The sequence below is a fragment of the Cutibacterium sp. KB22876 genome (assembly GCF_059728865.1).
This window is the reverse complement of record NZ_AP040858.1, coordinates 778,784-804,660: the sequence shown is the minus strand read 5'-3', so window position 1 is coordinate 804,660 and position 25,877 is coordinate 778,784. Positions and strand designations below refer to the sequence as shown.

General features: G+C 64.5%; 19 protein-coding genes and 1 riboswitch. Of the genes, 11 read left to right on the top strand and 8 right to left on the bottom strand.

The genetic code is table 11. The features are described 5' to 3' along the window. Positions 1–95 precede the first annotated feature (95 nt). On the bottom strand, positions 96–659 hold the full coding sequence (locus tag AC6I1W_RS03575) for a YdcF family protein (RefSeq protein ID WP_016666758.1): 564 nt from the start codon (positions 657–659) through the stop codon (positions 96–98). Between the two features lie 131 nt (positions 660–790). Between AC6I1W_RS03575 and AC6I1W_RS03570 the strand changes: the two genes are divergently transcribed. The 6 genes from AC6I1W_RS03570 (at position 791) to AC6I1W_RS03545 (ending at position 8,001) form a co-directional block, all read left to right on the top strand. Next, positions 791–2,311 carry a cytochrome ubiquinol oxidase subunit I gene (locus tag AC6I1W_RS03570; RefSeq protein WP_016666757.1) on the top strand — a complete coding sequence of 507 codons (1,521 nt, stop codon included), beginning with the start codon at positions 791–793 and terminating at the stop codon, positions 2,309–2,311. 13 nt (positions 2,312–2,324) lie between these two features. Continuing rightward, positions 2,325–3,398 (top strand): cytochrome d ubiquinol oxidase subunit II, encoded by a 1,074-nt coding sequence (cydB, locus tag AC6I1W_RS03565; RefSeq protein ID WP_063279460.1) that lies wholly within the window; start codon positions 2,325–2,327, stop codon positions 3,396–3,398. Between the two features lie 75 nt (positions 3,399–3,473). Next, the gene (cydD, locus tag AC6I1W_RS03560; RefSeq protein WP_065673014.1) at positions 3,474–5,048 is read left to right on the top strand and encodes a thiol reductant ABC exporter subunit CydD; all 1,575 of its coding nucleotides are present in this window, start codon (positions 3,474–3,476) and stop codon (positions 5,046–5,048) included. After that, the gene (gene cydC, locus AC6I1W_RS03555) at positions 5,045–6,649 is read left to right on the top strand and encodes a thiol reductant ABC exporter subunit CydC (protein ID WP_493536900.1); all 1,605 of its coding nucleotides are present in this window, start codon (positions 5,045–5,047) and stop codon (positions 6,647–6,649) included. The genes cydD and cydC overlap by 4 nt, the downstream gene beginning before the upstream one ends. Before the next feature lie 763 nt (positions 6,650–7,412). After that, positions 7,413–7,784 carry an MFS transporter gene (locus AC6I1W_RS03550; RefSeq protein WP_333490140.1) on the top strand — a complete coding sequence of 124 codons (372 nt, stop codon included), beginning with the start codon at positions 7,413–7,415 and terminating at the stop codon, positions 7,782–7,784. 19 nt (positions 7,785–7,803) lie between these two features. Then, positions 7,804–8,001 carry a hypothetical protein gene (locus AC6I1W_RS03545; RefSeq protein WP_270237142.1) on the top strand — a complete coding sequence of 66 codons (198 nt, stop codon included), beginning with the start codon at positions 7,804–7,806 and terminating at the stop codon, positions 7,999–8,001. 244 nt (positions 8,002–8,245) lie between these two features. Here AC6I1W_RS03545 and AC6I1W_RS03540 read toward each other — a convergent pair whose 3' ends face one another. Genes AC6I1W_RS03540 through AC6I1W_RS03525 form a run of 4 tightly spaced genes read right to left on the bottom strand, consistent with a single transcriptional unit; the run spans position 8,246 to position 12,999 of the window. Continuing rightward, positions 8,246–8,926 (bottom strand): LutC/YkgG family protein, encoded by a 681-nt coding sequence (locus AC6I1W_RS03540; protein WP_117188181.1) that lies wholly within the window; start codon positions 8,924–8,926, stop codon positions 8,246–8,248. After that, a complete protein-coding gene (locus AC6I1W_RS03535; protein ID WP_063279456.1) occupies positions 8,923–10,458 on the bottom strand; it encodes a LutB/LldF family L-lactate oxidation iron-sulfur protein in 1,536 nt (511 codons plus the stop codon). The genes AC6I1W_RS03540 and AC6I1W_RS03535 overlap by 4 nt, the downstream gene beginning before the upstream one ends. Positions 10,459–10,461: 3 nt before the next feature. Then, positions 10,462–11,268, bottom strand: coding sequence for a (Fe-S)-binding protein (locus AC6I1W_RS03530; protein ID WP_065673011.1), 807 nt, complete (start codon positions 11,266–11,268; stop codon positions 10,462–10,464). 42 nt (positions 11,269–11,310) lie between these two features. Next, positions 11,311–12,999, bottom strand: coding sequence for an L-lactate permease (locus AC6I1W_RS03525; RefSeq protein ID WP_063279454.1), 1,689 nt, complete (start codon positions 12,997–12,999; stop codon positions 11,311–11,313). A gap of 407 nt (positions 13,000–13,406) precedes the next feature. Here AC6I1W_RS03525 and AC6I1W_RS03520 point away from each other — a divergent pair, with 407 nt between their 5' ends. Then, entirely contained in the window at positions 13,407–14,072 is a 666-nt protein-coding gene (locus AC6I1W_RS03520) for a FadR/GntR family transcriptional regulator (RefSeq protein ID WP_270237202.1), read from the top strand. A 30-nt stretch (positions 14,073–14,102) separates the two neighbouring features. Here the strand turns inward: AC6I1W_RS03520 and AC6I1W_RS03515 are convergent, their stop codons facing one another. Next, a complete protein-coding gene (locus AC6I1W_RS03515; protein ID WP_270237146.1) occupies positions 14,103–14,420 on the bottom strand; it encodes a thiamine-binding protein in 318 nt (105 codons plus the stop codon). Positions 14,421–14,669: 249 nt separating this feature from the next. Here AC6I1W_RS03515 and AC6I1W_RS03510 point away from each other — a divergent pair, with 249 nt between their 5' ends. The 4 genes from AC6I1W_RS03510 to AC6I1W_RS03495 all read left to right on the top strand — a co-directional run bounded on the left by AC6I1W_RS03510 (position 14,670) and on the right by AC6I1W_RS03495 (position 22,663). Continuing rightward, positions 14,670–16,496 (top strand): NAD(P)-binding protein, encoded by a 1,827-nt coding sequence (locus AC6I1W_RS03510; protein ID WP_270237149.1) that lies wholly within the window; start codon positions 14,670–14,672, stop codon positions 16,494–16,496. A gap of 15 nt (positions 16,497–16,511) precedes the next feature. Further along, on the top strand, positions 16,512–20,126 hold the full coding sequence (gene nifJ / locus AC6I1W_RS03505; protein WP_270237152.1) for a pyruvate:ferredoxin (flavodoxin) oxidoreductase: 3,615 nt from the start codon (positions 16,512–16,514) through the stop codon (positions 20,124–20,126). Positions 20,127–20,150: 24 nt separating this feature from the next. Then, the gene (locus AC6I1W_RS03500; protein ID WP_065673006.1) at positions 20,151–21,158 is read left to right on the top strand and encodes a dihydroorotate dehydrogenase-like protein; all 1,008 of its coding nucleotides are present in this window, start codon (positions 20,151–20,153) and stop codon (positions 21,156–21,158) included. Between the two features lie 329 nt (positions 21,159–21,487). Then, on the top strand, positions 21,488–22,663 hold the full coding sequence (locus AC6I1W_RS03495; protein WP_065673005.1) for a glycosyltransferase family 4 protein: 1,176 nt from the start codon (positions 21,488–21,490) through the stop codon (positions 22,661–22,663). A 59-nt stretch (positions 22,664–22,722) separates the two neighbouring features. On the opposite strand, the gene AC6I1W_RS03490 is transcribed toward AC6I1W_RS03495, so the two are convergent. Beyond that, a complete protein-coding gene (locus AC6I1W_RS03490; protein WP_270237154.1) occupies positions 22,723–24,825 on the bottom strand; it encodes an ATP-binding cassette domain-containing protein in 2,103 nt (700 codons plus the stop codon). Next, on the bottom strand, positions 24,822–25,445 hold the full coding sequence (locus AC6I1W_RS03485) for an ECF transporter S component (protein ID WP_065673003.1): 624 nt from the start codon (positions 25,443–25,445) through the stop codon (positions 24,822–24,824). The genes AC6I1W_RS03490 and AC6I1W_RS03485 overlap by 4 nt, the downstream gene beginning before the upstream one ends. A 35-nt stretch (positions 25,446–25,480) precedes the next feature. Further along, positions 25,481–25,584: riboswitch (TPP riboswitch) on the bottom strand. Positions 25,585–25,877 lie beyond the last annotated feature (293 nt).

The window sequence follows — 25,877 nt, the reverse complement described above, 5'->3', positions numbered from 1 at the left end:
GCGTGGAGTCGCGGACATGGGATCCTCCGATCGGGAAGCCCGGCTGATTGACGCTTCAATCGTCATCATGGGCAGGCTCCGCCGCGGCGACCGGTTCACGGACAGCTCTGCACCTGTCCCACGACCCATCCAGCCGACTGGTAGGCGACCTTCCGAAGGTTGACGTGCCGGGAGGCCCGGTCCGTCGACTCGACGACGGTGACGGGGATCGCCGCACACCTGTCCATCCACATGCGCGTGCGTGTGACGTGCGGGGGATCGGTGAGCACCACGGCGTCGGACCAGTGATGACGCGCCGCCAGGTCACGCAGGGTCGCCGCCTCACCTCGGGTGGTGTACGGGTCGGGCACCAGGCAGATGACCTTCCAATGGGGGGACGGGTCGCAGAAATCCTTGCGGTACTCCTCGCCGGTCCTCGGGTCGACGCTGATGGTCACGACGAGTGTCGAGGCCCCCGTACGGCGCATGAGGTTACGGGCCTGGGCCATGTGGAAATCCGCCGGTCCGATGGCGTAGACAACGTCAGTCCTCCTCGGGACCGGCTCGAGGCGTGGCCGAAGGACCCCGATTGCCAGCGGCACCTCCGCGACCACGAGCAGGACAAGCACCCCAACGACGACAGGCCACCACCGACGACCCGATCGACTCACGCTACCCATTTTCACCCATCGGGCAAATCATCGACCAGCACCGCCGTGACGACGGACGTTGGTACAGGATTTTCATCCGTTTTGGCGCAACGCGACCCTGAGCGCCAAAACCTGGGCCGCCGAATAGTAGGGTGCGCGCCATGGATGCCCAACTGATCGCCCGATGGCAATTCGGGATCACGACGGTCTACCACTTCTTCTTCGTCCCGATCACGATCGCGCTGTCGATGCTCGTGGCAGTGATGCAGACGGTGTGGCTCAAGACCCGTAACGACCGTTATCTTCGCCTGACCAAGTTCTACGGCAAGCTCTTCCTCATCAACTTCGCCCTCGGCGTCGTCACCGGAATCGTGCAGGAGTTCCAGTTCGGTATGAACTGGTCGGAGTACTCGCGATTCGTCGGCGACATCTTCGGCGCCCCGCTGGCCCTCGAGGCCCTCCTCGCCTTCTTCATGGAGTCGACCTTCATCGGCCTGTGGATCTTCGGGTGGGACAAGCTCCCCAAGGGAGTCCACCTGGCCTGCATCTACCTGACCGCCCTTGGCACCATGGTTTCCGCGGTGTTCATCCTCGCGGCCAACTCGTGGATGCAGAACCCCGTGGGTGCCACATACAACCCCGCCACCCATCGCGCCGAGTTGACCGATTTCGGTGCCGTTCTCACCAACCCGGTCTTCAAGGCAACCTTCCTTCACCAGATTTCCGCGTCCTACATGGTCGCAGGTGCCCTCATCGCCGCAATCGCCTTCTGGCACCTGGCCAAGGTCGCCAGGGGTCGCGCCACCTCTCAGATTTCTGACGCCGAGGAGGCCGAGACCGTGCGCACCTGGCGTTGGGCCTCGAAGTTCGGCGCCTGGGTCCTCATCGTCGCCTGCGTCGGCATCGTGCTGAGCGGTGACTACCAGGGCAAGGTCATGACCGACGCCCAGCCCATGAAGATGGCCGCTGCCGAAGGCGCCTACGAGACGACCTCGGACTTCTCGGTGCTGACCATCGGCAACCAGGACGGCTCCGAAGAGGTGTGGGCCATCAAGATCCCCGGCATGCTCGGCTTCCTCGGCAACGGCAAGTGGGGTTCAGAGATCAAGGGCATCAACGAGCTCAAGAACTACCAGGTTCATGAGTACACCTACCACCGCAAGGACGGGACGCAGACCTCTCTGCAGTCCTCCTACCAGGATGCGCTGCGCCAGAAGATCGACGCCAACGGTATCAAGTTGGAGCCGAACATCCCGGTTTCCTACTGGACCTTCCGCATCATGATCACCCTCGGCATGATCGGCGGCCTCGTCGGCCTCATCATGCTCATCGCGATGCGCGGTGACCGCAACCCGAAGCCGCACGGCTGGCTGACCTTCGTCATGATCTGCCTGCCGCTGTTGCCGCTGTTCGGCAACTCCTTCGGCTGGATCTTCTCCGAGATGGGACGGCAGCCCTGGATCGTCGCGGGTGTGCTACCCACCACGGCGGCTGTCTCCCCCGGTGTCTCCGCCGGCAGCGTGCTCTTCTCGACCATCGCCTACACCGTCGTCTATGGTCTCCTGGCCGTCGTCGAGGTGAGTCTGTTCTGGAAGACCCTCAAGAAGGGCCTGCCTGAACTGCCAGAACGTCGTCAACCTGCTGTCGAGGGCGAGGACACTCCGCTGTCCTTCGCATACTGAGGAGGTCACCGACATGCTTCCTGTGCTTGAAACTGCTGCTCATTCGCCCCTGACGATCGTCTGGTTCATCCTGATCACCGTCCTGTGGGTTGGATTCTTCTTCCTCGAAGGCTTCGACTTCGGTGTCGCCATGCTGCTTCCCTTCATGGGACGTGACGACAAGGACCGTCGCCTCATGGTCAACACCATCGGCCCGACCTGGGACGGCAACGAGGTGTGGCTACTCACCGCTGGTGGTGCCACCTTCGCGGCTTTCCCCGGCTGGTACGCGACGATGTTCTCCGGCCTCTACCTGCCGCTGCTGCTGGTGCTGCTCGGCCTCATCATCCGTGGTGTCTCCTTCGAGTACCGCTCGAAGCACCCGTCCTCGAAGTGGCGCAACACCTTTGACTGGATGGCCACCATCGGATCCTTCCTGCCCACCTTGGTGCTCGGCGTCGGCTTCGCGAACTTCGTCCGCGGCCTGGCCGTCGGTCCGCACCCGACTCCTGACGGTGGCGTCGCCCCGCTGGTGACAACCTCCTTCTGGGGCCTGTTCACCCCGTTCGCCCTCATCGGCGGCATCCTGTTCGTGGTGCTTTTCTGCGCCCACGGGGCCAACTTCGTCGCCCTCAAGACGCTGGGTGACATGCACGACCGGGCTCGCAAGACTTCGGCCAAGCTGGGGTGGATCGCGACCGCCGTTGCTCTGGTGTGGGCCCTGATGTTCAACATCATGTACGTCACCAACGACGGACGCCAGGTGCTGACCTGGATCCTCGGCCTGCTCGTCGTCGTGCTGCTGGCTGCCGGTTCGACCGTCGTCGCCAAGGGACGCGAGGGCTTGGCCTTCCTGTGCACCGGTCTGGGTATCGCCCTCATGATCGTTGCCTCCATGATCGCCATGTACGGCAATCTCGGCTATCGCCCGTCGGGGATCCCCTTCGACATGTGGATCGCCTCGTCGACGCCGTACACCCTGAAGATCATGACGATCAGCGCCTGCATCTTCGTGCCGATCGTGCTGGCCTACCAGATCTGGAGCTACTGGGTGTTCCGCAAGCGCCTCACCCGCGAGGCCATTCCGGACACTGCGGTGGCCGCCTGATCCGTGGCGGCTCCGCTCGACCCGCGCCTGGTTCGCCGGGCGCGGGCCACTCTTCCCTTCCTCGCAGGTCTGTGCGTGGTGGGCGTGGCCACGGCCGTGCTCATCCTCGCACAGGCCTGGTTGCTGTCCCGTGGTGTCTCGTCGGTCTTCGCCACCCATCATCTCGACGGCGTGGCGATGTGGTGCGGGCTGCTCGCCGCGGTGTTCTGTGGTCGAGCTTGCCTCGCCTGGCTGCAAGAATCCCTGGCTCATCGAGCTTCAGCGTCAGTCAAGTCGCAATTGCGACGCGACATCCTGAGCGCCAGATTGTCGCGTCCCACCGATGCGACGATGCCGTCGGGAACCCTCATCAATCTGGTGACGACGGGTCTTGACGCCCTGGACGGGTACTACTCGAAGTATCTGCCGCAGCTCGTGCTGGCCGTCATCGTTCCGGTGGTGTTGGCCACCGCAATCGGCTTTCAGGACATCAAGAGCCTGATCATCGTCGTCGTGACGATCCCCCTCATCCCCCTCTTCATGGCCCTCATCGGTTGGCGCACTGAGGCGGCCGTGGCGAAACGGTTCAAGGTCGCCACCCGACTCGCCAACCACTTCGCCGACCTGGTCGCCGGCCTGCCCACCCTGCAGGTCTTCGGACGGGCTCGCGCCCAGCTCGAGGGCCTGCGCCGCACCGAGGCGGCCAACCGCGACGAGACGATGCGCACCCTGCGCATCAGCTTCCTGTCCTCCTTCGCCCTCGAGTTGCTGGCGACCCTGTCGGTGGCCTTGGTGGCCGTCACCGTCGGTTTCCGGGTGGCTGCCGGTGGCATGGATCTGCACACCTCCCTGTTCATCCTCATCCTCGCCCCCGAGGTCTTCCTGCCGGTGCGGCAGGTGGGCGCCCTCTTCCACGACGCCGCCGACGGGATGGCCGCTGCCGAGGTGTCCTTCGGTCTCATCGAGTCGGGACGACCGATGGATTACGACGGCGACGTCGACATGCCCTCACCGAGGGATGTTCCGGTGGTCGTCAGTGGGTTGACTCACACCTACGAGGGCGCCGATCGCCCAGCGCCGGATGGGTTGTCCCTGCGGATTGATCCAGGGAACCTCGTCGCCCTGGTCGGACACTCCGGTGGTGGCAAGACGACCGCCCTGTCATGCCTGTTGGGATTCATCGACCCCGATTCCGGGTCGATCCGGTGTGGCGATGTGGAATTGGTCGGAGCCAACGAGTCCGTCTGGCAGGCGTGGCGTCGTCAGTTGGCCTATGTGCCCCAGGCTCCCGCAATGATGGCCGGGACGGTGGCGCAGAATGTACAGCTGGGATACCCAGAAGCCCCCGACGCCGTGCTTCGCGATGCCCTGAATCGTTGTGGTGCCGTGTCCATCCCGCTGGACAAGCGGGTTGACGACGACGCCGAGGGTTTGTCGGCCGGCGAGCGACGTCGCGTCGCCCTGGCACGTGCCCTGGTCAGAGTCGAACAGGCCGGGGCCGGTTTGCTAGTCCTCGACGAGCCAACCGCAGGTCTCGATGCCACCACCGAGGCCACGGTCCTTGACGCGGTGCGAGCCTCGGGAGCGTCAGTGCTCGTCGTGACCCATCGTCGCAACGTCATCGAGGCAGCTGACACGGTCGTCGAGCTCTCGGCGGAGGTGGCCGCATGAGCACGCGAACCATCCAACTACTCACGACTCTCCTCAAGGACGTCCCGCGCGGCCGTTGGTTGCTCGTGCTCTCCACCGTGCTCGCCGCTTGCGCATCGGGCGCATCGGTGGCCCTCATGGGTGTCTCGGCATGGTTGCTGTCACGGGCCGCGGAGATGCCGCCAGTGCTGTATCTGGAGGCCGCGGCTGTCGGGGTGCGGTTCTTCGGTATCTCCCGAGGAGTGTTCCGCTACGCCGAACGTCTCATCGGCCATGACCTAGCCCTACGGATGCAGGGGGCGCTACGGATGCGGGTCTACGACCGGCTGTCGCGCACCACCCTGCTGGGACGTCGCCGGGGTGACCTGCTAGTGCGGGTTACTGCCGACGTCGACGCGGTGTTGGACATGGTCGTGCGAGTGATCGTGCCGGCGTGCGCGTCAAGCCTCGTCATCATTGGCACGACGGTCCTGCTGGCCCGGTTCTCATTGGCTTCGGCTGCGGTCCTACTGCTGTCGGCCCTACTGGCGGCCGTCGTCATGCCGGCGATCACCCAACGCCTGTCCCGGGCTGCCGACTCCTCCTTGGTGCCGCTGCGTGGTCAGTTGGCCGACCGCACTCGCGAGTTGGCCCATTGCGCCCCTGATCTGGTGGCTTACGGAGCCCAGGACGCGATCCTGGCCGATGTATTGGAGGTCGACTCCCGGCTGCGAGCGGCAGAGCGCAAGACAGCCTGGGGACGCGGGCTCGGCACGGCCGGACAGATCCTGGCAGCCGGTCTGGCCGTCGTCTCCGCTCTGTGGATCGGTGGCAATGCGGTTGCGGACGGCCGGATTGGGGGACGGACGCTGGCTGTGCTGGTCCTGACCCCGCTGGCCCTCCACGAGGTGTTCGGTGCCTTCACCGGAGCTGCCCAGACCCACACCCGGGCCAAGGCAGCACTACTGCGGGTCGTCGAGGTGTTGGATGCCCCGCAAGTCGGGACAGGAGACTCCCCCACCGCCGGGGCATCTGAGGAGGAGCCCTCCCTCGTCATCGACGGATTGACGGTCGGGTGGCCGGGTGCCCACCCCGTGCTGTCCGATGTGAATCTGACGGTTGCTGCCGGGGAGTCGGTGGCCGTCGTCGGGCGGTCGGGTATCGGCAAGACGACCCTCGCCGCAACCATCATGGGACTCATCCCGCCGCTGGCCGGTTCCGTGACGACGACCGGACGGGTGCGATACCTAGCCCAGAACGCTCATGTCTTCGCGACCTCGATCAGCGAGAACGTGCGCATCGGGTGCAGGGACGCCACCGAGTCGGAGGTCGTCACGGCCTTGGGCCGAGCCGGATTGACCATCCCGCCGGAAAGGGTCGTGGCCGAAGACGGCGGAACCTTGTCCGGTGGCGAGGCACAAAGGCTCGCCTTGGCTAGGGTGCTCGTCAACCACGACACATCCGAAGACCCTTCGGCCCATGATGTCCTCATCCTCGACGAACCGAGTGAGCACCTCGACGTCGAGACGGCCACCGCCATCATGGATGACCTGTGGGCGTCCACCCCCAAAGCCGCCAAACTTGTCATCACCCACGACCCCGCTGTCATGGCCCGGTGCGATCGGGTGTGGGACGTGGGCTAACTTACACAGCAAACTCGCCAGGGACCGCCAACGACGAACGTCACTCAGCCTCACGAATCAGCTGCAGTGGCGACCTTCAGCACAAATGAGACTAAATCTGGAATCTACATAGTCGTTACTTAATTGTGACACCCTCCACGTTATGATTTCGGCTATGTCGTCCATACGGCCCTCTCTTCAGATCCCCTTCGTCTATCTCACTACTGTCTGCCTCCTCGCAACAGCCGCACCTGCCTCTGCACATTCCACAACCTCCCTCAGTGCAGACGACAGTGCAGCACTCACCCGCAGTGCAGCCGCCTCCGCCAGTGTCGCACCAACAACATACCGAGAGTTCGTTAGTGATAGTCCTACGACTACATCAACAGCTCAGGACACCGAACGTACTGAAGTTCGTGCCTCTAACAGCGGTAATTCAATTACTCACTTCTCAAACAATGAGTCTTTCTCAGTTTCCCTACCCGGGTCCTCCAGCACCGTCACAAGGAGCAGCGATAGCACAGTCGCAACTCTCGGCGACGGTGCCAGATCGGATAACTTTACACTAGCTATCACCAGCCCTGCTGAAGGTGAAGCAGCAGTCCACTCAATCCTCCTGACTGAGAGCGCTCCTCAAACGTTCTCCTACACCTTCCACGACATCACTCGGATCAGCAGCGACGGGCATGGCGGCGCTGATCTGTTTTATGCGGATTCGAACGACGAACTCGTTCAAGTTGGGCACGTCGAGCGTGCATGGGCTCGCGACGCAATCGGCCGGCCTGTGCCAACGCATTACGAGATCCATGGTAATAAGCTCACCCAGGTCGTTGATCACAGAAGCGGTGGCTACACCTATCCAATCGTCGCCGACCCATCGTGGTCGGAAATCTGGTCCGCAATCAAGCATGGCGGATCGAAGGTCGCCAGCGCAGCCAAGTGGCTTGGCTCGAAAGCTGGATGGGTCGTTGGCAAGAGTTGGTCAGGCGTCAAGGTAATGGCCCCAAAGGGACTCAAAGCGGGGAAGTTCCTCGCGAAGAAGGTCGGACCGGGGGCCATTGTGCTCTGTGCTGCGGGAGCTGGCTGGGCTTGGTACCGCTCCGACGCACACGGCTGGGTCCGCGTTGGTGACACTGTCAGCGGCTGCCTATTCTAGTCTAAGGATATTCATCACCATGTCTCAACACTCTTTGCGCAACGCCTTCCTGGCCTTGGTCGGCTGGCTTGTCGCCGGTTTCATCGTCGTCAAAATCACCGATGCGCTCACCCACGGCACGCACTGGTGGATCTACATCCCGTTCGCTGTGATCGGCCTCGCGTCAGGGGCCATTCATGTTGCCACCGCACGTAGTAGAAGCTCGGACTCTCATTGACGCAAGCACCTCCCGCCAGCCCCGCACGCAATACGCCCCCACCCCACGGCCCTGCCCTGCTCCCACCCCCGTGTGGTATTCGCGCTCCTGACACGGACCCGTGCCACGAGAGATGGCACCACCGGCACGCAGAACCCGCATCACCACACGCCGACACACAACCAGGCGGCCCCGGTCAAACCGGGACCGCCTGGCCTGGACGCGTGTGAACTACCTGGCGTGCCTCATCACGCCAGGGTCCGAATCACTGATCGTCCACGACGATGACGTAGAGCTGACGGGGCCCATGCACGCCATCGACACGTGCCAACTCAATGTCGGAGGTCGCCGAGCCACCAGAGATGAAGGTCAACGGGTGACCATCGTGAACCGCGGGCTTGACGATCTGTATGGCCTCCGGGACGTCGGAGACGACCTGGCTGGCCTTGATGACACACACGTGGCGGTCCGGAACGAGGGTAATGGCCCGACGTCCCTGGTCCTCGACGTGAGTCAGGACGATCGAACCGGTGTCGGCGATTCCAGCCGCCGAGGCGGTGACGACGGCGTCGGTGTCGTTGAGCTCCTCCTTGGACAACTGGGGCTCGTCGACGCGGGCGTCGATACCGGCTCCCTTGATCGCCTCGACCCAGGATTCGTCCAGCCCAACCGGCACGACGGCGCTGTGCTCGGCGCCGGTGACCTTGAGCCCCTCAACGACGGCCTTGGGAACGTCAGCCCCCTGAACCCGCACGACGGTGGCCTTGTAGTCGATAACCTTCTCGACGAAGGTTCCGACGACGTCGTCCATCTCGATGCCGGTGCCGTACTCCCACTCGACCGGCACATCAGCGACCGGGTCGGAATTGGTGATGTCCGAGCTGGCGCGACGAATCCGGGCAAGGATCTCGGTACGCGCCACCGGATCAGTGCTGATGGTGGTCATCGCTTTTCCTCCCTGTTCTTCTTCCACCAGGTACGGAACGTGTCGGTCGGCGGCGCATCGACGTCGCGGTACTTCAGCCACCGCTCGGCCACCGGCACCGGAACCGGTCCCATCTTCTTTCCGCGCAGGACACGTCCCACGCCGCGCGAGCCGACCTGGATAGCCTCGAAGTGCTTGTAGTCACTGAACGCCCACGACGCGGTCTTCATAAGCCCCATCTCGCCGGCAACCTCGTAGTCCTGCGGGACCTTGTCGGCCTTTTCGGACTTGACGACCTTGTTGCGCAGCTCGAGGAGGATGTCGGTGAAGGGAATCTTCACCGGGCAGACCTCGTTGCAGGCGCCGCACAGGGAACAGGCGTACGGCAGACCACGATCAACCGGGTGTTCGACGCCACGCAGCTGCGGGTTGAGCACCGCACCGATCGGTCCGGGGTAGACCGAGCCGTAGGCGTGACCGCCGGCCCGCTCGTACACCGGGCAGATGTTGATGCAGGAGGCGCAACGGATGCACCGCAGCACCTCACGGCCGAGGGTGTCGGCCAGGACGTTGGTACGGCCGTTGTCGAGGAAGATGACATGCTGCTCCTGCGGACCGTCACCCTCGGTCACGCCGCTCCACACCGAGTTGTACGGGTTCATCCGCTCACCGGTGGCCGAGCGCGGCAGCAGCTTGAGGAAGACCTCGAGGTCGTCGAAACTCGGCAACACCTTCTCGATGCCGACGACGGACACCAGGGTGTCGGGCAGGGTCAGGCACATACGGCCGTTGCCCTCGGACTCGACGATCACCAGCGAACCGGTGTCGGCAAGGACGAAGTTGCCGCCCGAAACCGCCATCTCGGCACGCAGGAACTTCTCGCGCAGGTGCAGACGAGCAGCGTTGGCCAGCTCCGGCGGGTTTTCCGAGATGTCCTCGGGTGCTGGACGACCGTAGTTCTTCATCTCATGGAGGAAGATCTCGCGGACCTCGGCACGATTGCGGTGAATGGCCGGCACCACGATGTGGGAGGGACGGTCATGTCCGAGCTGCACGATGAGCTCGGCCAGGTCAGTTTCCCAGGTCGCAATGCCCTGCTCCTCGAGGTACTCGTTGAGGTCGGTCTCCTGGGTGGTGATCGACTTGATCTTGACGACCTCGTCGACCCCCTTCTCCTTGGCGATCTGGGCGACGATGCGGTTGGCCTCCTCGCCGTCACGGGCCCAGTGGACGTGGACGCCGTTGGCGGTGAGGTTCTTCTCAGCCTCGATCAGGTAATGATCCAGGTGACGGCCGACACGGTTCTTGATGGCCTCCGCGGCGTTGCGCAGATCCTCCCAGTCCGGGGACTCGGAGACGCGCAGGGCGCGCTTGTTGCGAATCGTCGTGGTGGCATTGCGCATGTTCTTGCGCTGCACCGACAGATTCAGCTCATTCTTGGCGGCCTTCGAGAACTTCGGCATACCCATGTACGTACCGGGCTTGTCGGGGGCCGGGGTCAGCCGGGCGACACCGTGATTTCCGTAGGTGACGCGACGTAGTTCGGTGCTCATGGGTCAGTCCTCCTCAGTGTTGGCGAGGATTTCGGCGATGTGAATCGGCTTCACGCCCGAGTTCTGACGGGACAGCACACCACCGATGTTCATGAGGCAGGAGTTGTCGCCGGCGACGACGTACTCAGCCTCCGTCTCACGAACGTGGCGAGCCTTGTCGCTGGCCATTGCCGCGCTCATGTCGGGGTTCTTGATGCAGAAGGTTCCCCCGAACCCGCAGCACTGCTCGGCCATCGGCAGGTCGACCAGGGTCATGCCGCGGACGTTCTTGAGCAGCTGGTAGGGACGATCTCCCAGCTTGAGCAGACGCTTGCCGTGGCAGGACGGGTGGTACGTCACTCGGTGCGGGAAGTACGCGCCGACGTCGGTGACCCCGAGGATGTCGACGAGGAACTCCGGCAGGTCGTAGGTGGTCTGGCTGGTGTGCTCGACCTCCTTGAGCAGTCCGGAGTCGCCGGCGTGCTCGGCGAGCATCGGGTGCTGGTCGCGGACGGCAGCGACACAGGATCCCGACGGGGCGACCACGTAGTCGTAATCCCCGAAGGCCCGCACATACTGACGGACGGTGGGAATGCCCTCGTCGAAGTAACCGGTGTTGGTCGTCATCTGGCCGCAGCAGGTCTGCTCCCGCGGGAACTCGACCTTGCAGCCCAGACGTTCCAGCAGGGTGGTGACGGCCACGCCAGTCTGGGGGAACATCACGTCATTGATGCACGTGATGAACAGCCCGACGGTGATGCCCGCCCCCGGCAAGCCGGGCGAGGCAGCCCTGGTACCAGGGCTCGTAGTGGTTGTCATGGTGACCTCCATTGAGGATGAACGGATGCCAGGCGGTGTCAACCGTCAGCAGAATCAGGGGACCATCCATCCGAGCACCGGGGTCGACATGAGGCCGACGATGATGCACATCAGGACGAGCAGGATGATCGAGAACTTGAAGACCTTGCGCAGGATGACCGACTCGCCGCCAGCCAGGCCGATCGCGGTGGCCGCGATGGTCAGCGACTGCGGGGAGATCATCTTACCGACGACACCACCGGAGGCACCGGCACCGACCAGCAGGTGACGCATGCCCTCGACACCGAGGTGAGAGCCGGCGCCGATCTGCTGACCGACGCTGCTCTGCAGGCCGGAGAACAGGATGTTGGCGGAGGTGTCAGATCCGGTGACGTAGGTGCCGATCCAGCCAAGGATGGGGGCGAGGAACGGATAGAGCGCTCCAGCGCCAGCAATGAACATACCGAGGGCCAGGGTCTGGCCGGAGTCACCCATGACATAGGCGAGGGCGACGACCAGGCCGATGGTCAGCATCGAGAACTTCATCTTCTTGGTGTTGACCCACAGCTCCTTGAAGACGTCGGAGAGGGACACCTTGTAGATAAGGCCGACGAGGATAGCGACGACGGCCAGCAGGAAGCCCGGCTGGGACAGCCACTGCCAGGTGTAGGACTGGTGGGCCGATGCCTTGCCACCAGTGGTCATGAGGCCGGACAGGCCAGGCCAGGCCATCTTGGTGTCGGCAGTCTTGAGGCCCTCCTTGACGGCCGGGATGGCGGCGATGCCGAAGACCACGATGACGAGGATGTAGGGCACCAGAGCCATGAAGATGCGGTTGCCGGTGAGGTCGGAGGTGTCTACCTCCTGAGCCTCCACGGGCTCGGTCTCGACGGCCGGGTCCATCGGGATGCCGATGCGCTCGGCGGCCTCGCGGCCACCCTTCGGCTTCCAGGCCTTGAGGAAGAGCAGAGAGAGGGCGACGGTGACGACTGCGGCGAAGATCTCGGTCAGGTTATAGACCGGGGTGCCACCGACGATGATCTTAGTGACGCCGAAGACGATGCCGACGAACAGGCCAAAGGGCCAGCACTCACGCACACCCTTGCGGCCGTCCATGATGGCCAGCATGAGGAAGGGGACGACGAGGCAGAGAACCGCGCAGATACGGGCGGACACCGGGGCAACCATCGAGACGTCCAAGCCGCCGGTCTTGGCAGCCATGAGCACCGGCAGACCGACGGCACCGAAGGCCACCGGGACGGTGTTGGCGACCAGGGCGGTGACGGCACCGCGAAGCTTGCCAAAGCCAATGGCGATCAACATGGCAGCCGCGATGGCGACCGGGGCGCCGAATCCAGCAAGGGCCTCGAGCAGACCGCCGAAGCAGAAGGCGATGAGGATGCCGAGGACGCGCGGATCGTCACTGATGAGGAAGAAGGTGCGGCGCAGGTCGTCGAAACGACCGGAGATGACCGTCACCTGGTACATCCAGATGGCGCCCAGCAGAATCCACGAGATCGGGAACAGACCGTAGAGGAATCCCTGAGCACTCGAGGAGATTGCCATACCGATCGGCATGTGGAATGCGGTGATTGCCACGATGAGGGCGACGCCCCACGAGAAGAGGCCAGCCAGATGCGCCTTCCAGCGCAGCGCACCAAGAGTGATGAGCATGGCCAGCACCGGCAGCACGGCAAGGAGGGCCGAGAGCCACTGCGACCCCAGCGGGTTGGCCGATGGGGTGAAGGTCTGGAGAAGAACCATCGAAGAACTCCGTTGTTCAACCATTGCCTCCGGTCGGCGAACCGTCGGCAAGGTCGGGCCGACTTGGTCCGACCAATAGTACGGTAGGACCATTACTTACAAACGTCAAGAACTCCCGTTCAATTGGCGAACGGACGATCAACCATCTGTGCAACAAATGAGGGTTGCCTAATTTTGGACCCTTTTCAGGGCCCTTTCATGTACTCAACCCGCTTCACAAAGTTGTTGGGCATACCATGCATGTTCGGTGACAATGAAGCGACTCACCGATGAGGATCTCAGCCATGACACAGACCCGCGACGCGGACGCCAGCCAGCCAGGCGCACATCCCGGACACTGGGTGTCAGAGTCGCACCCAGAATCAGGCTCTGACACTGATACGAGATCCCGCGGATTCTCGGTCGTCATGCATCACATCGATGACGAGATCCTCACCGGGACCTGGGTCAATGGTTCGCGCCTGCCCCCGGAGCGCGAACTCGCCGCCTCTCTGGGCGTCAGTCGGGGAGCCGTCCGGGAAGCCATTCGAGCCCTGGAGGCCCTGGGAATTCTGACCTCAGGCACCGGCCGAGGCAACGGAACCCGCGTCGACGCCCACCCCTCCGACGCCATGGGCCGCATCCTTCGTCTGCAACTGGCCCTCGACGTCGTCTCCTTCGCCGACCTCACCGAAACCCGCGTGGCCCTGGAGATGGCGGCCTGCGCTGCGGCAGCAAAAGTCCGCGCCCCCGGACCGCTGGCACGAGCCACCGACCTGCTCGGGCAAATGCACGACGCCATGCAGCCGGATTCCTTCAACGCCCTCGACACCGCTTTCCACGTCGCCCTCGCCGAGGCTGGGGACAACCGCCTCATGAGCAACCTGACGATGGCCATCCGCGAAGCGGTGCACCTGCCCATCCTGGAGGCAGAGCATTCCCTCATCGGGTGGGACAACTGGCGTGACGGCCTCGTCTGCGACCACGAGGAGATGCTCACCGCGATCGAGAACGGCGACCCGGTTCGGGCGGCCGAGGTCACCGAGGCGCACATTCGCAACGCCTACGAGACCCTGCTGCTCGGACGGGACTGACGCCAAGCCAGTCCCACCCGGCAAGTGTCCTCAGCCCTGCTGCTTGTCGAGCTGAGCCTGCAGGCGCTCGAGCTTGGCGTCCATCTCCCCAGTGCGTCCCGGGCGGATGTCGGCCTTGAGCACCAGCGACACTCTAGTGCCGTACTGGGCAACCGCTTCGGTAGCTTCCTTGACGACGCCCATGACCTCGTCCCACGAGCCCTCGATCTCGGTGAACATGGACGAGGTGTGGTTGGGCAAACCGGAATCGTGGACGACGCGGACGGCAGCAGCCACGGCATCGGAGACCCCACCGTCCTCCCGCGAAGCTCGGCCACCGCTGGGTACAAGACTGAAGGCAACGATCATGCCCCCAGTCTTGCACCGTTCACCCACCACCCAGCCAACCTCGTCGGGAACACCACACCGAGCACTGCAGAGCGTGAACACCATCAATTTTCGATACGCCAAACGTGCGTTATTACGTCATTGCCCCAAGGTTTAGGAAAACATTCCTGCACCAAATCTCATTCCTCATACCCTGCCGTGCACGACCTTTCATACGTGGTCTAACATCGATTGCAGGTTCGCTTGTGAACCCCACATTCACGATCCAAAATGCCGCATTTCCAACAGGAAGAGCCAGGTATGAGCGCCGAGACCACGACGAGTGACACGACCGTCACCGACGACCAGAACGGGTACGTCATCAGGGAGAACCAGGACATCGCCGCACGTCCTGACCTCGCCCGCACGACAGGTCGCGTTACCCCGACCCGCACCCGCAGACCCGTCTACCTCGACATGCTCCCTCCCTGTAATGCCGGTTGCCCGGCGGGCGAGAACATCCAGGAATGGTTGCGTCTCATCAAGGCCCATGAGGAGGAGAAGGCATGGCGTCAGCTCACTGCCGACAACCCCTTCCCTGCCATCCACGGTCGTGTCTGCTACCACCCCTGCGAGGTGGCCTGCAACCGCGCCGACCTCGACGGCGCCGTGTCCATTCACTCCGTCGAGCGTTACCTCGGCGACCTCGCCATCGAGAAGGGCTGGAAGTTCATCAAGCCCGTCGATGCCTCCGGACACCGCGTCCTCATCATCGGAGCCGGCCCCGCCGGCCTGTCCGCCGCCTACCACCTGGCCATGCTCGGCCACGACGTCGAGATTCACGACGCCGGCGACAAGGTCGGCGGCATGATGCGCTACGGCATCCCGGAATACCGGCTACCCCGCGAGGTCCTGGATGCCGAGATCGAGCGTCTCACCGATCTCGGCATCAAGATCGTCCTCAATCACCCCGTCAACGACCTCATGGAGGAGAAGGCGAAGGGACGCTTCGACGCCGTCTTCGTGGCCATCGGTGCCCACCTGTCCAAGCGCGTCGACATCCCGACCGTGGATGCCTCCCGCATGGTCGACGCAGTCAGCTTCCTGCACAACGTCGCCGCTGGCGAGAAGCCCCTCATCGGTCGTCGCGTGGCCGTCTACGGTGGCGGCAACACCGCCATGGACGCCGCTCGGGTGGCCAAGCGACTGGGTGCCGAGGAGTCCATCGTCGTCTACCGCCGCACCGCCGAGCAGATGCCGGCCCACGCCGAGGAGCGTGAGGAGGCGGAGCGCGAGGGCGTCCAGATGAACTGGCTGCGCACCATCACCGACGTCGGTGACGACCTGACAGTCGAGGTCATGGAACTCGACGAGAACGGCAAGCCGCGCGGCACCGGACGTTACGAGAAGCTCGAGGCCGACACCGTCATCCTGGCCGTCGGACAGGACGCCGACACCGGCTTCCTGCACAAGATGCCCGGCATGCGATTCCGCAACGACGTCGTCGACGTCAACCCCTCGACCCTCATGACCGATGTTCCCGGTATCTTCGCCGGTGGCGACACCGTCCCCTCCGAGCGCACCGTGACGATCGGTGTCGGCCACGGCAAGCGTGCCGCCCGCCAGATCCATCTGTGGCTCAACCGCGAGTCCGGCTATCCGGCCCCCAAGAACACCACGGTCGGTTTCAACGACCTCAACCTGTGGTACTTCGGTGACCACCTGCGTCGTCACCAGCCCGAGCTCGACCCGACCCAGCGTGTCGGATTCGACGAGGTCGTCGGCGGTCTCGACGACGAGCAGGCCCACTTCGAAGCCGGACGATGCCTGTCCTGCGGAAACTGCTTCGAGTGTGACGGCTGCTACGGCTCCTGTCCCGAGGACGCCATCATCAAGCTCGGCAAGGGCCACCGCTACGAATTCGACTACGACAAATGCACTGGATGCGCCACCTGCTTTGACCAGTGCCCGGTCCATGCCATCGAGATGATCCCCGAAGGCACCGATCCGACAACCGTGCAGGGGTCCGGCAACCCCACCCCCGGATGGGCAGTGCGTCCTGAACCCAATCCACAACGGTCAGCTTCGATGAAGTTCACCGTCGACTCCGAGAACTGAGAAGGAGGACTGACCATGGCAACTAGCTCCGACTCCCGCGTCCGCACCATTGCCGACGGCAACACCGCCGCCGCCTCGGTCGCCTATCGCTGCAACGAGCTGTGCTCGATCTACCCCATCACCCCGTCCTCCCCGATGGCCGAGACCGCCGACGAGTGGTCCGCCGCTGGACGGAAGAACATCTGGGGCGACACCCCCACCGTCATGGAGATGCAGTCCGAGGGTGGCGCCGCCGGCGCCATGCACGGCGCTCTGCAGGGTGGCGCCCTGAGCACCACCTTCACGGCCTCCCAGGGCCTGCTCCTCATGATCCCGAACATGTACAAGATCGCCGGTGAGCTCACCAGCACGGTCTTCCACGTGGCCGCCCGGTCGCTGGCTGCCCAAGGCCTGTCGATCTTCGGTGATCACCAGGACGTCATGGCTTGTCGTCAGACCGGATTCGCCATGCTATGCTCCTCGACGGTACAGGAATGCCACGACCTGGCCCTCATCGCCCAAGCCGCGACGATGCACTCCCGGGTGCCCTTCATGCACTTCTTCGAGGGCTTCCGCACCTCCCACGAGCTCAACGTCCTCGAGATGCTGTCGGACGACGACATTCGTCACTTCATCACTGACGACCTTGTCCACGCCCACCGGGAGCGCGCCCTGTCCCCGGCCCACCCGTTCATCCGTGGCACCGCCCAGAACCCCGACACCCACTTCCAGGCCCGCGAGGCCGCGAACAAGTACTACGAGAGCGTGCCGGGCATCGTCCAGTCCCTCATGGACGAGTTCGCCCAGGTCGTCGGTCGCCAGTACCACCTCGTCGAGTACCACGGCGATCCCGAGGCCACCGAGGTCATGGTCTGCATGGGCTCCGGTGCCCGCACCATCGAGCACGCCATCAACCGTCTCAACGCCCAGGGGCACAAGCTCGGCCTCGTCGAGCTGCACCTGTTCCGTCCCCTCCCGGCCGCCGAGATCGTCAGGGCCATCCCGGAGACGGCCCGCACCGTCGCCGTCCTGGACCGCACCAAGGAACCCGGCTCCAACGGCGAGCCCCTCTTCCTCGACGTGCTGGCCGCCCTGTCCGAGGCCCACTCCCGTGGCACCCGCAACAACATGCCGATCGTCTCGGGCGGGCGCTACGGCATCTCTTCGAAGGAGTTCACCCCCGGCATGGTCGCCGGCATCGCCGCCGAGCTGGAGCTGGAGCGGCCGCGTCCCCGCTTCACCATCGGCATCGAGGACGACGTCACCGGCCTGTCCCTGCCCTGGGAGCCCCTCGACATCGAGGATCCCAAGACCATCCGTGCCGTCTTCTACGGCATGGGTTCTGACGGCACCGTCGGCGCAAACAAGAACACCATCAAGATTCTCGGCTCGGACCCCAACACCTACGCCCAGGGCTACTTCGTCTACGACTCCAAGAAGTCCGGATCGAAGACGACCTCCCACCTGCGCTTCGGACCCGACCCGGTCGAGGCCCCTTACCTCATCAGCCAGGCCGGATTCATCGGTATCCACGCTTGGGGAATCCTGGAGTCCATCGACGTCCTGACGATGGCTCGCGAGGGCACCACCGTCCTGCTGAACTCCCCCTATGACGCCGACGAGGTGTGGGACAAGCTGCCTGACACCATGCAGCGTCAGGTCCTCGAGAAGCACCTCGACCTGTGGACCATCGACGCCCTGTCCGTGGCCCGCAAGGTCGGTCTGCGCAACCGCACCAACACCATCCTGCAGACCTGCTTCTTCGCGATCTCGGGTGTGCTGCCCAAGGACGAGGCGATCGCCAAGATCAAGGACTCGATCCAGAAGACCTACGGCAAGAAGTCTCAGCAGATCGTCGAGATGAACCACGCTGCCGTCGACGCCTCCCTGGAGCATCTGCACCAGGTCAAGGTGCCTGAGCGGATGACCGCCAACCACAGCCTCATCCCGGCCGTGCGCGAGGACTCCCCGGAGTTCGTCAAGAACGTCACCGCCCGCATGATCGAGGGATTCGGCGACCTGCTGCCTGTCTCGGCCTTGCCCGACGACGGCACCTACCCCGCAGGAACCACCAAGTACGAGCAGAGGACGCTGTCCGACGTCATCGCGACCTGGGAGCCCGAGGCCTGTATCCAGTGCGGTAACTGCGCCTTCGTCTGCCCGCACGGCGTCATCCGCGCCAAGTACTGCTCACAGTCCCAACTCGAGGGAGCCCCGGAGTCCTTCCAGTCCGCCGAGCTCAACGCCGCGGGTCTACCGGAGTCCCGTTACACCCTGCAAATCGTCCCCGACCAGTGCACCGGCTGCGGCCTGTGCGTCGAGGCCTGCCCGGCCCACCCGGTGAGCGAGCCCGACCGCAAGGCTATCAACCTCGAGGAGCATCTCGACAAGACGGTCCAGCGCGAGAACGTGAGGTTCTTCGAGACCATCCCGGTCAACGACCGCTCCCGTGTCGACTTCGCCACCGTGCGAGGCACCCAGTTCCTACAGCCGCTCTTCGAGTTCTCCGGAGCCTGCTCGGGTTGTGGCGAGACGCCGTACGTCAAGCTCATCACCCAGCTCTTCGGCGACCGCGCCGAGGTGGCCAACGCCACCGGCTGTTCCTCCATCTACGGCGGTAACCTGCCGACGACCCCGTGGGGCAAGAACGCCCAGGGCCGTGGCCCGGCATGGTCGAACTCCCTGTTCGAGGACAACGCCGAGTTCGGCCTGGGCATGCGGATGGCCGCCAACGTCCAGACCGACCTGGCCAGGCGTCGGCTCCAAGAGGTCTCCGACCAGCTCGACCCTGAGTTCGTCGACGACCTGCTGCACGCCCCACAGCTCACCGAGCACGACCTGCAGCGTCAGCAGCGTCGGGTCAAGCAGCTGCAGGACAAGCTCTCCGACATGGAACAGACCCCGGCGGTGCGCGACCTCATGAGCGTCGCCGATCACCTACTGCGTCGCTCGGTGTGGATCATTGGTGGTGACGGTTGGGCCTACGACATCGGTTCGGGCGGCGTTGACCACGTGCTCGCCTCCGGACGCGACGTCAACGTTCTGGTTCTCGACACCGAGGTGTACTCCAACACCGGTGGCCAGGCGTCGAAGTCGACCCCGCTGGGTGCCGTCGCGAAGTTCGCGTCCGCCGGCAAGCCGACCGCCAAGAAGGACATGGCCATGCAGGCCATCGCCTATGGATCGGTGTACGTGGCTCGCGTCGCTCTGGGAGCCGATCCGCAGCAGACCCTGCGGGCCTTCCGCGAGGCGGAGGCCTACCCGGGCCCGAGTCTCGTCATCGCCTACAGCCACTGCATCGCCCACGGCTACGACCTGCGCAACGGCCTCGATCAGCAGTACAAGGCCGTCCACTGTGGACACTGGCCGCTGATGAGGTACAACCCGGTGTTGGCCGATGAGGGACGCAACCCGTTCCTGCTCGACTCCTCCAAGCCCGACAAGACGTGGCGGGAGTACACCAAGCTGGAGCTGCGTTACCGGATGCTGGCCAAGGCCCACCCGGAGGAGGCCGAACGTATGCTGGATCTGGGTCAGCGCCAGGTGGAGCGTCGTTATGCCGAGTACGCCGAGATGGCTTCCCGTACTGCCGAGGACTTCGCCGTCGATGCCCGTATGTCCCAGTTCGCCGCTTCATCCAACCGCGCCTGACAGCCCACGAAGGAATGACGTTTCATGAGTGATCTTCACACCAGGTACATGGGGCTCACCCTGAGGTCACCACTGGTGGCCTCGGCCGGCCCCATCCAGCAGAAGGTCGACGGGGTCAAGGCCCTTGCCGACGCCGGAGTCGGAGCCATCGTCATGTACTCCCTGTTCGAGGAGCAGGTGAGGCATGAGGAGGCCCGACAGGCCGAGATCGAGTTGGAGTACATGGACTCGTTCGCCGAGTCGCTGAGCTTCTTCCCGACCGTGGCCAGCAACGAGGGCGGTATCACCGAGCGCTACCTCACCCATCTGGAGGCCAGCGCCAATGCCGTCGACATCCCCGTCATCGCCTCGCTGAACGGCGCGACGAACGGTGGTTGGGTCGACACCGCAAAGCGGATGCAGGATGCCGGCGCCGCGGGCATCGAATGCAACATCTACATGGTGCCCGGTGACCTCGAGCAGTCCGCCGAGGAGGTCGAAGACCGTCACGTCGAGATCGTCCAGGCAGTCAAGGACGCCGTGACCGTCCCGGTGGCCGTCAAACTCTCGCCGTTCTTCACGGCCCTGGGCAACATGACCACCCGTCTGGACGCCGCCGGGGCCGACGCCTTGGTGATGTTCAACCGCTTCCTGCAGCCCGACATCAACATCGAGAAGATGCAGGTCGAGCCCGGTGTGTGGCTGTCCTCCCCGGCTGACGCCCGCCTGCCGCTGACGTGGATCGCCGCCCTGTCGGGTCGTATCAATGCCTCGTTGGCTGCATCGTCGGGTGTCGAGACCGCCGACGATGTCGTCAAGTACCTTCTTGCCGGCGCTGACGTCGTCATGACCACTTCGGCGCTGGTGCGCCACGGTGCCGGATATGCGGCCGAACTGCAAAAGGGACTTGAGTCCTATCTGCAGCGCAAGGAGCTCGACCTCGACAAGCTGCGCGGCACGCTCGCCATCCCGGCCGACGCCTCGACCGCCGAGTACGAGCGCAACGGTTACGTCGCGGCCCTTGAGAAGGCCAAGACGACCTACGGATCCTGATTCGCGAATTCACGGCTGAGGGGCCGGTGGCGGTGTCCACCGGCCCCTCATTCTGTGCCATCCCTCGTCGTCGCCCCCGCACTCGTGTGGTGATCGGGGTGATGACAAGGCCAGCTGCCACCTCACATAGCAATCCCCCGGGTCGCAACCGCAATTACCACAGGGGCATCGGGTGTCACCCACTTTGCCGTCAGACCCCATCTGACGAGGCCATATGTCGTCGTGACATGATCGTGGCCGGCGACAACAGTCACGGGCGGAACGAGCATGACAGGGAACGTGGGTGAACGCCCGGTAAGGTTGTCCGCACGAGACGTCCAGGAGGAACGATGCCCCAACGCAAGGTCAGCGTGATCAACCACTACGCCTTCCCACCGGGGTCGGGTGGCATCACCCGCACCTTCGACATGTTCTCGCGGTTGCGCGGCTGGCAGCCCCACTTCTACGCCGCCAACATCAACCACACCTCTGGTGAGAGGATGACCGTCGACGACCCGCGTTACACCCTCGTCCCGATCCCGGAGTACAAGGGCAACGGGGCCAAGCGTGTCCTCGGCTGGATCGCCTTCGCCGCCGGTGCCGGTGCCCGGACTCTGGTACGCCCGGCCGACGTCATCTTCGCCTCCTCCCCCCAGATCTTGGCCCCGGCCGCTGGCATGGTCGTCGCCGCTCTGCGTCGCAAGCCCTTCGTCGTCGAGGTGCGCGACCTGTGGCCGGAGTCGCTAGTCTCCGGCGGCGCCCTCAAAGAGGGATCGGCCCTCCACAAGGTGCTCCAGGGGCTGGAAAAGACCATCTACGCCCGTGCCCGCCAGATCGTCGTCGTGACGAAAGGCTGGGAGGACCACTTCCGCGAGCTCGGCATCAACGTCGACAAGGTCACCGTCGTCCCCAATGGCGCCGACCTGGCCGAGTACGAGGTCAACGAGTCCCGCGAGGACCTGCGCAAGGAGTTCGGCATCGAGGGATTCACCGCGGTGTTCTCCGGCACCCATGCCAACTACGTCGGGCTGGACCTCATCGTCGACGCGGCCCGTCGCCTCCCGGACGTCAACTTCCTCCTCGTCGGCGCTGGAGCTCGCAAGCAGTGGGCCATCGACGAGGTGAAGAAGCTGGGACTGACGAACGTCAAGTTCCACGACCAAGTACCCAAGTCCGAGCTGGTGCGCATCCTCTCGGCCTGTGACGTCGGCTTGCACACCGTCTCCCCGCAGTCGGTCTTCGACAAGGGCATGAGCCCCAACAAGCTCTACGACTACATGGCAGCCGGGCTGGCCGTCGTCTCGAATGCCAAGGTGCCGATCCGCGACGTCATCAGTGACGACGAGGTGGGCGCCTGCGTCGATCCGACCGAGCTCGTCTCTGGTATCGAGCGGGTGCGTGACGCCGACGAGTCCACCATGAAGCGTTGGCACGAGCGGGCCCGCGAGCTCATGACGAACAAGTACTCCCTACAAGCATCGGTCGACAAGCTCGAGACGGTGCTGGAAAAGGCGCTGTACCGCTGACGTCGGAAACGAGCGGCTGGGGTGGGCAGTCCCCAGCCGCTCTGCGTCGTTGGAGTCCGTCACCCCAGCAGTGCCGCTGCAATGGCAGGGACAGCGATGACGAGGACGGCCAACGCGACTCCCCACAGGTCTCGTGTTCGCCAGCGCGACTCGACGGCGTAGGTACGCCGAGTCGCCGTCGCGAAACCGCGAGAGTCCATGGCCCGGCTGAGCACCTCCGACGACCTCATGGCGTACAGCACCATCGCGAATGTCATCGAGGACAGGTACTTGACCCGGGATGACAGGGAGTACGCCGGCCCCATCCCGCGCAGGCGGCGCACATCGGACTGGACGCGCCACTGGTCGCCCAGGTGCCCCATCCGGATCACACCTGCCACCGACGCCACCACCGGGCGCTGCGGAAGGTGGGTCTGCTGTGCCAGGGCGTCGCCGAAGCGGGTGGGATCGGCCGCGGCAGAGGCCAGTGCGCCCGGCAGGACGAAGACGAGGATCCTCAGCCCCTGACGGGTCGCCTCGCTCCACACCGCTGGGTTCGTGAACCCGCTGTGGAGCAACAGGGTCGTCCAGACCAACATCACCGCGGCGATGACGACCGGAACTGTCCGAACCGCCAAGGGTTTGACGCGGCGGGAACACATCGGAGCCATGGCGACGGCCGGAATGAGCCCGATGGCGCCGCTGAGCGGAGATCGCACGAAGAGGGACCCGACAATGCCTGCGACGGCGATAAGGAGGACGACGAGAGGGTTGATCTTCGTCAGGAATGCCGGCTTCCCCTGGGGGTTCTCTTCCGGGGTAGGATCCGGATCGCGGTACGAGGCGACGTCAACGACCTCGTCAGCCATCTCGATGACCTGGGGGTCGTGGGAAGAGACGACGACGGCAACCCCGGAGTCCGCCGCGGCGCGGATGGCCGTCAGGACACTGGCACCGCGGTCGTCGTCGAGGCCGACGGTCGGCTCGTCGAGGAGCAGCAGGTCGGGTTTCTGAGCGAGTGCCGCCGCGATGGCAAGGCGCCTCTTCTCCCCGCCCGAACAGGTCATGGGGTGGGAGTCGAGGATCGGCTTGAGCCCGAAGGTCCTGACGAGGTCGCGCAGATCAGCGTTCTCAGGAACCATCGGCGAGGCGAAGAGCTCGTCAGCAGCTGTGCGGGCGACGAGGTAGTTCTCCGGGTTCTGCGGCACCCAGGCGGTGTGCCCGGGCTCGGGGAGGGCGAGCTCGCCGGCGGCAGGGTCGTCAAGCCCGGCCAGCAGCCTCAGCAGGGTGGACTTGCCGACCCCGCTGGGCCCTGACAGGACCGTGACGTAACCGCGTCGGGCCGACATCTCGACGCCACGAAGCAGCACGTCGTCAGACTGCGGACGGTGAGCATCGAGAGCGACGGCCCGAGCGACTGCCTCGCCGGGAGTAGCGGGGTGCCACGGCACTTCGGTGGGCTCGCGCGAGTCGAGGTAGTCCTCGAAATCCCAGATCCGTTTGAGGGTGCCGTGATCGGTCAACTCGACAACCTGGTCGAGGATCCCACGCCACTGGTCCGGATGGTGGTCGACGACGAAAACCGTCCGGTCGTGGGCCATCATGGCGACCTCGTCTCGAATCGCGCTGGCCGATTCCTCGTCGAGCATCGAGACCGGCTCGTCGAGGAGGAGCAGCCCGGGGTCGGTGGCCAGGATTCCGGCGATGACGAGACGCTGCATCTGCCCGCCCGACATCTTCGTGGTGGAGTGGCCACAGGGAATGGTGAACCGGGCACGGCGTCGGGAATCCTCGACGATCGGCCAGATCTCCTCGCGGGGAACGCGATGATTCTCCGGACCAAAGGCGATGTCACGTCCACAGGTCGCGGCAACGACGGAGTGGATCGGCTCCTGCTGCAGCAGACCGACGTTGTCGTTGCCCCACGTACTCACTTGGCCCGTCAGATCGTGACTCTCCTCCTCCAGCAACCCTCCGACGGCGTGCAGCAGGGTCGTTTTGCCAGCGCCCGAAGGCCCTGTGACAAGCACCCTTGCGCCAGCAGGCAGGTGGAGGTCGATGGGCCCGAGGATGGGGGCGTCGCGGCCCGGGACGCCGACAGTCAACCCCTCGACATCCACAGGCACCGCCCGACGAGCGGAAACGTCGTCAGCCTGGTCATTACAGGCCAAGACGTCAGTCATGACAGATTCCGCGCCGACGCCGTACTCCGCTTTCCGCCACGCAGTTCACGAGAAACCGCGAAGGGGTTGAGGGCACCAGCGGCCGCCAGGCCGCGGACGATACCCCACGCCAGCAGACCGCCGAGCAGGGCTCCGGAGACGACCATGAGGATGAGGTAAACGACGGTGTCCCCGAAACGGAACATCGGGTAATAGGAAATACGTTCGTAGATACCCTCAGCGATACCGGTGAGAGCTCCGGCGACCATGGCGAGCTTCGGTCCAGCCTTGCGATAGGCGACGATGAGCAGACACAGCTCCATCGGCAGAGCCTGGATGACTCCGGAGATGATGGTGCCTGGACCCCATGGGCCTCCCAGAGCCGCCTCGATACATGCAGCAAGAATCTCTGCGAGAAGGGCAGCGCCCGGTTTGCGGACGACGAGGCCGGCGATGAGGGCGGGTAGGAACCAGATGCCGGTGAGAATGCCCTCGGCTGGCACATACACCGAGGACACCGGCTTGAGGAGGCTGTAGAGAGCGCCGTAACCGAGGAAGATGACACCGAAGGCCACCGCGATCATCACTGGGGTGACGATGTCAATGGTGCGGTACCGCATGGCAGGTTTGTCGTTGGTCATGGAAATCCTTCCGTCCCTTCGGAAGGGGGCGCACATGCGCGAAGAGCCCGACTCCCTACGCCGGTCCTAACCGGTTCAGGTTCGAGGGTCTGGGCGGTGCCCACTCTCAGCATCCGACGATGCTCCCCTGTCGTTGAGAGCCATCGTAGTCGCGGTTGGCGGGAAGTCTCCACCCACAACGGGTTCGGCGATCCTTGCGCAGGGCTCGGAAATCGTCGGGCGGGGCCCGTCACCCGGACCTCGACGATGTCGGGTATTCCGCCTCCTGGTGGAAATCGGGGTCATGGACCCCCGTCGTGCCATCTCCCGTAGCAGCTTTCGCCATCAGAACCCCGATCTCCACAAGGTTGCGGGTAGACCGGGACGGGAAGGGACACGTTGCTTGGAAACAAGTCCTCAACTCCCGGACTCAGCGTGGGTGCTGGACTTGGC